General features: G+C 56.8%; 6 protein-coding genes. 2 read left to right on the forward strand and 4 right to left on the reverse strand.

Features of this window, described 5'->3' with window-relative positions; translation table 11 throughout:
- A partial coding sequence (locus PMI38_RS27515) for a hypothetical protein (protein ID WP_238540193.1) occupies window positions 1-203 on the forward strand: 203 nt, incomplete at its 5' end.
- 103 nt (window positions 204-306) lie between these two features.
- On the opposite strand, the gene PMI38_RS12950 is transcribed toward PMI38_RS27515, so the two are convergent.
- On the reverse strand, window positions 307-588 hold the full coding sequence (locus PMI38_RS12950; RefSeq protein WP_008094624.1) for a hypothetical protein: 282 nt from the start codon (window positions 586-588) through the stop codon (window positions 307-309).
- Window positions 589-1,220: 632 nt separating this feature from the next.
- Between PMI38_RS12950 and PMI38_RS12955 the strand changes: the two genes are divergently transcribed.
- Entirely contained in the window at window positions 1,221-2,153 is a 933-nt protein-coding gene (locus PMI38_RS12955) for a KpsF/GutQ family sugar-phosphate isomerase (protein ID WP_008094627.1), read from the forward strand.
- Window positions 2,154-2,305: 152 nt separating this feature from the next.
- On the opposite strand, the gene PMI38_RS12960 is transcribed toward PMI38_RS12955, so the two are convergent.
- The 3 genes from PMI38_RS12960 to kdsA form a co-directional block, all read right to left on the reverse strand.
- Window positions 2,306-3,976 (reverse strand): glycosyltransferase, encoded by a 1,671-nt coding sequence (locus PMI38_RS12960; protein WP_008094629.1) that lies wholly within the window; start codon window positions 3,974-3,976, stop codon window positions 2,306-2,308.
- A 728-nt stretch (window positions 3,977-4,704) separates the two neighbouring features.
- Window positions 4,705-5,991 (reverse strand): 3-deoxy-manno-octulosonate cytidylyltransferase, encoded by a 1,287-nt coding sequence (gene kdsB / locus PMI38_RS26605; RefSeq protein ID WP_008094634.1) that lies wholly within the window; start codon window positions 5,989-5,991, stop codon window positions 4,705-4,707.
- Window positions 5,992-6,016: 25 nt separating this feature from the next.
- The gene (kdsA, locus tag PMI38_RS12975) at window positions 6,017-6,859 is read right to left on the reverse strand and encodes a 3-deoxy-8-phosphooctulonate synthase (RefSeq protein WP_008094640.1); all 843 of its coding nucleotides are present in this window, start codon (window positions 6,857-6,859) and stop codon (window positions 6,017-6,019) included.
- Window positions 6,860-7,038 lie beyond the last annotated feature (179 nt).

The raw sequence follows: 7,038 nt of genomic DNA on the forward strand, positions 1-7,038 counted from the left end.
GAGCGCCGCCCGCGCGGCGCATCGCGGATGAATCCGCTCCAACATTTGTTGCAACGTGCCATTCATTTCAGGCCATGGTTGTTAGCCTTGGTGCAGGTATTGAGGCAGGCGTGGCGTCAAAAGCGCCAGCCGAAAAATCTCGCCGTGCCAACAAGGCTGTCAACCATGGCCTATCAGGCATTGGCACGTTGCAACAAATGTAGGAGCGGATTCATCCGCGATGCGCCGCGCGGGCGGCGCTCGGTCTCAAAGGCAATGAAACTCTCCCGGCGAGCACCCGCGAAGCGCCTGATGCTCGCACTGCCTTCACCGCAACCCTGGCTTGCGCTCCACCGCCAAAGCCAAGGCGTACGCCTGCCCCCAGGCAATCTGCATCGCCCGTAGCCCATGCTGCAGCTGCTGCCGTGTCTCTTCATCCTCGATACGCTCAAGGGCGCGACGGCTGTCGCTGTAGGCGAACATCAAGTAGTGGGACACATTCATCAGCACGTGCTCCATCGGCACGATGCCTTCGCCAATGGCGCGGCAGAGGGTTTTGCCGGGAGGTAAGTCGAAGGAGTGAGGTGGGTCGGGTACGATTTTTTTCATAGCAATTCCTTGAAGATTAAGGAGCTGCCACCTCCGTTTCCACACGAATGGAGGCAACTGTACGCGGGGTGGAAAACCGGTCTTCAAGGAACCCCGGTAGGCCAAACGGCCTCCCGCGCACAGCTGCCATAACGGCAGGCACCTTGAAGATTAAGCGGGTTTCCACACCCGATCGCTGAACCTTCAGCGACCCGAAAATCCTAGAGTGCTAGCTTTCCCGCAGCAATCAGACGCCCGTCGACAGACAACGTAGGATATTTCCCGTGCCCCAACACCTCCACTCCAATTTTGTAGGAAACGTCTGAATCCACAGTAGGAGTACGCCCCTTCAATCTGTGGGAGCCACTGTCTTGCTCAATATCCAGTAGCCTGCGCGATATCCCTGTGGGAGCCGGCTTGCCGGCGATGAGGCCCGAGCAGGCAAACACAAGGTAGCTGGACGACCCCATGCCGCCAGTTAGGGCCCCATCGCCGGCAAGCCGGCTCCCACAGGTCCATCGCAGCTATCAAAGCCGGTGGTTACCCCGCGAAGAAGCCAGCACAGCCCCCATAACACTCCCGCCGCTTTGCTAACCATGACAAAAACCTTACCATTCGCCGCTTCGCATTAACTGCAGTCGTCAGGGACGAAAATGAACCACCTCAACATCGCCAAAGAAGCCTTAATCGCCCAGGCCCAAGCCGTCACTCACCTGGCCGATCGCCTGGATGGCGAATTCCAGAGTGCAGTCGAGCTGATCCTCGGTTGCCAAGGCCGCACCGTGGTCTGCGGCATGGGCAAGTCCGGCCTGATCGGCCAGAAGATGGTCGCCACCTTCGCCTCCACCGGCACCCCAAGCTTCTTCCTGCACCCCGCCGAAGCCTTCCACGGCGACCTGGGCATGCTCAAGCCCATCGACGTGCTGATCCTCATCAGCTACAGCGGCGAGACCGAAGAGCTGATCAAGCTGATCCCGAGCCTCAAGTCGTTCGGCAACAAGATCATCGCCATGACCGGCAACGGCAAGTCCACCCTGGCCAAGCACGCCGACATCTGGCTGGACATCTCGGTCGAGCGCGAGGTCTGCCCGAACAACCTGGCCCCGACCACTTCGACCCTGGCCACGATGGCCATGGGCGATGCGCTGGCAGTGGCGTTGATCGAAGCCATCCAGTTCAAGCCGATGGACTTCGCCCGTTACCACCCCGGTGGCAGCCTGGGTCGCAAGCTGCTGACTCGCGTTTGCGACGTGATGCACTCGCCGGCGCCTGTCGTTACGCCGACTACCAGCTTCCATGACTGCCTGTTGGTCATGACCCGCAGCCGTCTGGGCCTTACCGTTGTCATGGATAACGACAAACTGGTTGGCATCGTGACTGACGGCGACCTGCGCCGGGCTTTGCTGGATAACGAAGGGACCATCCACGAATCCGTGGCTCAGTTCATGACCGCCAAGCCGCATACCATCCAGGAGGATGCGCAGCTTTCGGAGGCAGAGGCCTATATGCTGGACAACAAGATCCGTGCATTGGCTGTGGTTGACGAAAAAGGCGGGGTAGTGGGTGTAGTCGAAATCTTCGACTGATGGACAGGTCATGGGTCAATGGGCAGCCATTGACCTATGACCTGGATGCGGTACGAGTGCCGAGAAAATCAATCACCTCTATCAACGGCCTACGAATAAATTGATCCGTATCGGTTGATGATCAGGCCCTATACAGTTACCTCGGCGCAGCGTTAGGACAACAGCCTGAATGTTACAGACCCTTTCGGAATCACGCCTTTATACTCGTTGCCGCCTTGAGCAATCTTTATCAGCAGGCGACCATCAGGTGCGACATGCACACTATGGATGTCATAGACACCCGACGCGATCAGGCATGCTTTATCGTTAATGAGTTTGCTTCGATCAACACGAACCACCTGCAACCTTCGGTAAGCAGAAATCTCCTCGCCTAGATTTTTCACAATGATATTCCCACCAATGCTGGAGAACTCGGCAATTAGCGGGTTTGACCTGAGGGTGGCTTTGGGCGAATAGGTGGGGTCAGAAAGACTGCTTATCAAGTCGACCCATTTCGCAGTTATCTTGTCAGGGCTGTACTTGTCAGCGGTCTTGATGCCGGCTCTGGACATTTCTGCGTAGCCATGAACATCCTCGGCGAGGCGGAGAATCCTTTCAGACATCGCTTGCTCATTGTTCACGAGATATCCATTAACGCCGTCCTCAACAAGTTCCACAGGCCCGTAGTTTGAGGAAAGCGAGATCACCGGACAGCCAAATGACATCGACTCCAGAATGCTCAGTCCGAATCCTTCCGAAACAGATGCCGACAACGAGGCTCTCGCTTCAAGGAAAACCGATGAAACCGGGTTTGCATAGCCTTTTAGATGAACTTGATCAACTATGCCATAGCCTTCGATCATCTTCCTGAGCTGAGGTTCTCTACTTCCATGCCCCCAAATATCCAGAGACAGGTTTGGGTTTTTGGACAGTGCGCCATTAAAGGCTCGCACTATAAGTTCCACGTTTTTCACTGTCTCCAGCCGCGAAACCACAGCAAAACGAACACCTGATCTGGAGGGGAAATGGCGCCCTGAATTGCCAACGGAGTTCGGAATCACGGATAAATTGTCAAGGCGAGGGAACTGCCTTGCGATATCTGCGGCTTGAGCGTTTGTGAGTAAGACCAAGGCGTCACAGAATCTGGCATTATCGATGATTTTAGCGGCCATATTCTTGACAGGGCTACCAAATACATAAGGGCTCGCCAGGTGATTTCCATGCAGGGTGAGAACCTTTCTCGCCTTTTCGGAAGAAACCTTGGACACGGCATCTGATTTGGTCGAGGCATCTGCAATAAATACAGTGCAATCCCCATGTTCAGATAGCTCATCTAACCAATGGGTATACGCGTCATCCCGCGTCAAGAAATTCTTGGCACCCTTGCCAGGCATGTCTAATTGGAAGCCGATAATGTTGCCTTCAGCGCTCACTGTTTCGCGGGCAAAGACTCGGCCACCCAGATCCAGGTATTCGTTGGACCTGAATCCTGTAATCCCGATATATCTTGAGTGCCTGGTGACAACGCTTGCTTTATTATTTACGAAGTGCTCTGAGATTGACTCGATGACCTTGTCGTCATGTGAAACAGCCCCGTAGTATTCGAAAAAGTTGAGGACACCTACATTTGCCCCAAGTCGTTCGTCAGCGAGAAGCTCGCTTACTGATTTGGGCAAGGCATTGTCAAACTCTACAGTTGCGATAATTGACGTATAGCCGGAGAGCGCAAGCGACTTTGCACGAGACAAAGAAACTCTAGTCACGCCGCCTGATTGCGACGAAAGCTTATTCAGAACCGAGATTACCTGGATTTTTTCCGGTGAATCGAATGATGTGCCTGACACTCAAATTCGTCCATGACTGGGAGTTGGCGCATATTATGACTAGGTTGCCTGCTACGGGACAACCACAAAACCGGCTGACTACCTAAAATCCTTCAGGCTTTTTACGAAATACCGAGAAACCCTATCGCCGCCCCTTGAAAGCTGTGTCCAGCCACTGCTGGAAGATGACAGGTTCCATCGGGTCAACGTGGTTGCCCCCGCAAATGCTGCAAATGGCTGCTTGCTGACAAGGGCCTCGACGCTTAGGCGCGACGCCGTTACTGCGACCAATATCGAAGGATGCCCGTCATCCCGCTGAGAGCTCTAAAGCGCAAGCACCTAAGTATTTTCTATAGAAAATCTGAGCTTTTCTCATTTTTCAGATGCCCGGCCCAGCCAATTAAAGAGAGGGAAACAATGATGACGATGAAAGTGGCGAGCAATACCAGTACTCCAAGTGCCATTGTTTCCATATCATCTCCCAGACTAGGGTCGACTCAATTTAAGTAGGCTTGCGCGTCTCTCATTTACAATTCTTACCTCGGCAATATGACAAAATTGTGTCCCGGCTTCCAGGGGGGGCGGCATGGGGGTTCAATCAAGGGAGCAGAGGGGAGAAAAGAGCTTGCGAGTCGTAAGCGGTCGGTTGCAGTGTGTGTGGTCTGTGGTCAAAAAAAAACCCACCGAATCTCGGTGGGTTTTTGCGGCCTGTCATTCGATCGCTGCTGACAGCGACACTGCATCCGCTGTTACTGTGCCATCTTTGCCATCACTTTCGCGTACCCTGCAGCGCTACCCAGCACCGCATCCTTGCCTTGAGCAAAGAGAATGGCATCGGCTACTTCACGGAACGCCCCGGTGCCACCGGCCGAAGTCAGTGTCTGCGTCGCGGCAGCCTTCACGTAAACCGGAGCATCCGCTACAGCGAACGACATCGAGCAAGCCGCAAACGCTGGCAGATCGATGCAGTCGTCACCGATGCAGGCGGTTTGCTCAGGCGTCACGCCAGCCTCGGCCATGAGCTGGTTACAGGCTGCGAGTTTGTCCTTCACGCCAAACTGGCACAGGGTCACACCCAGGTCGGCTACTCGCTTGCGCAAGGTCGCCGAATCACGCCCGGACAGCACGGCCACGCGCACGCCGTTCTCTTCCAGCAAGCGCATGCCCATGCCATCGCGCACATGGAAGCGCTTGAGGCATTCGCCTGTGGCGTCGTAGTAGATGCCGCCATCGGTCAGCACGCCGTCCACATCGGTAATGACCAAGCGGATATCGGCCAGCGTCGGCTTCGTTGCCGGGGTTTGGCCCGTCATCAGTGCACGCACTTGCTCCAGGCACTCAGGCGTGTCCACACCCGGACCCGTCGGCTCGACCACGTAAGCACGAATGCAGTAACCGGCAGCCATCAAGCGCAGCTGCTCCAGCTTCTCTGCGTGCTCCATCATCGGTTGGGGCAGGTTGGCGTACTCGGCCAGCACTTCGCGACGATAAGCGTAAACGCCCACGTGCTTGAGGTAGGTTGCCGCTTCGCTGTCGCGCGGGTAGGGGATTGGCGAGCGGCTGAAGTACAGCGCATTGCCGTTGCCTGCCAGCACCACCTTGACGGTGTTGGGGTTGCCCGCTTCGTGTGCGTCGATGGGATGGCACAGGGTACCGACATTGACGCTTGCATCTGCCAGCATGCCAGCCGCCAGGGCTTCGATGTCCGCCGGGCGCACCAACGGCTCGTCACCTTGCAGGTTGATGTAGATATCCGCATCCACCTGGGCCATGACTTCCGCGAGGCGGTCGGTGCCGGAAGGGTGGTCCGGCGACGTCATCACGCACGCGCCACCAAAGCCGCGCACGGCTTCGGCGACACGCTCATCGTCAGTGGCAATGACCACCACCTGCGCATTGGCCACCTGCAGGGCGCGCTCGTAAACGTGCTGCACCATCGGTTTGCCAGCGATATCGGCCAGTGGCTTACCCGGCAGGCGGGTAGAGCCGTAGCGGGCCGGAATGACGATCGCGACCCGTTGTTCAGAAGTTGCCATGCTCACCATCCTTGTTGCCGAGGACTTACGAAATGGTCAGCGGCGGGAACGCCTTGACCAGGTCGTCCAGCGCCTTGATCTGGGCCAGGAACGGCTCCAGCTTGTCCAGCGGCAGGGCGCTCGGGCCGTCGCACTTGGCTTGGTCCGGGTTCGGGTGGGCTTCCAGGAACAGGCCGGCCAGGCCGACACCCATGCCGGCGCGGGCCAGGTCGACGACCTGTTCGCGACGGCCGCCGGAGGCAGCGCCGGACGGGTCGCGGTTCTGCAGGGCGTGAGTGACGTCGAAGATGATCGGCAGGTTGTCGCAGGTGCGCTTCATCACACCGAAGCCGAGCATGTCGACCACGAGGTTGTCGTAGCCCATGCAGGTGCCGCGGTCGCAGAGGATCAGCTGGTCGTTACCGGCTTCCTTGAACTTCTGCACGATGTTCTGCATCTGCGAAGGGCTGAGGAACTGCGGCTTCTTGATGTTGACCGGCTTGCCGGTCTTGGCCAGGGCCACCACCAGGTCGGTCTGGCGGGCCAGGAAGGCCGGCAGCTGCAGCACGTCGACCACTTCGGCGACCGGGGCGCACTGATAGATTTCGTGCACGTCGGTGATGATCGGCACGCCGAATTCGGCTTTTACCTTTTCGAAGATGCGCAGGCCTTCTTCCATGCCTGGGCCACGGTAGGAGTGGATCGAGGAGCGGTTGGCCTTGTCGAAGCTGGCTTTGAAGACATAGGGGATGCCCAGCTTCTGAGTGACGCGCACGTATTCTTCACAGGCCTTGAGGGCCAGGTCTTCGGATTCGAGGACGTTGATGCCGCCGAAGAGGACGAAAGGTGCGTTGTTGGAGCACTCGATGGTTGGGGTGATCTTGATCATGTTCTTTCTCTGCAAATCCCAGTCACTGGTTTCAGTGGCGATGGGTGATCTTACAAGATCTGGGAGAGCAAAGCTTGCGCGATCCCTGTGGGAGCCGGCTTGAACTGGTCAACTATTTTTGGACACCGGTTTAGGTTTCAAGCTGCAGCTTTCAGCTTTTTCTCCATAGCTACAGGGGT

Source organism: Pseudomonas sp. GM84 (assembly GCF_000282535.1).
Taxonomy (GTDB): domain Bacteria; phylum Pseudomonadota; class Gammaproteobacteria; order Pseudomonadales; family Pseudomonadaceae; genus Aquipseudomonas.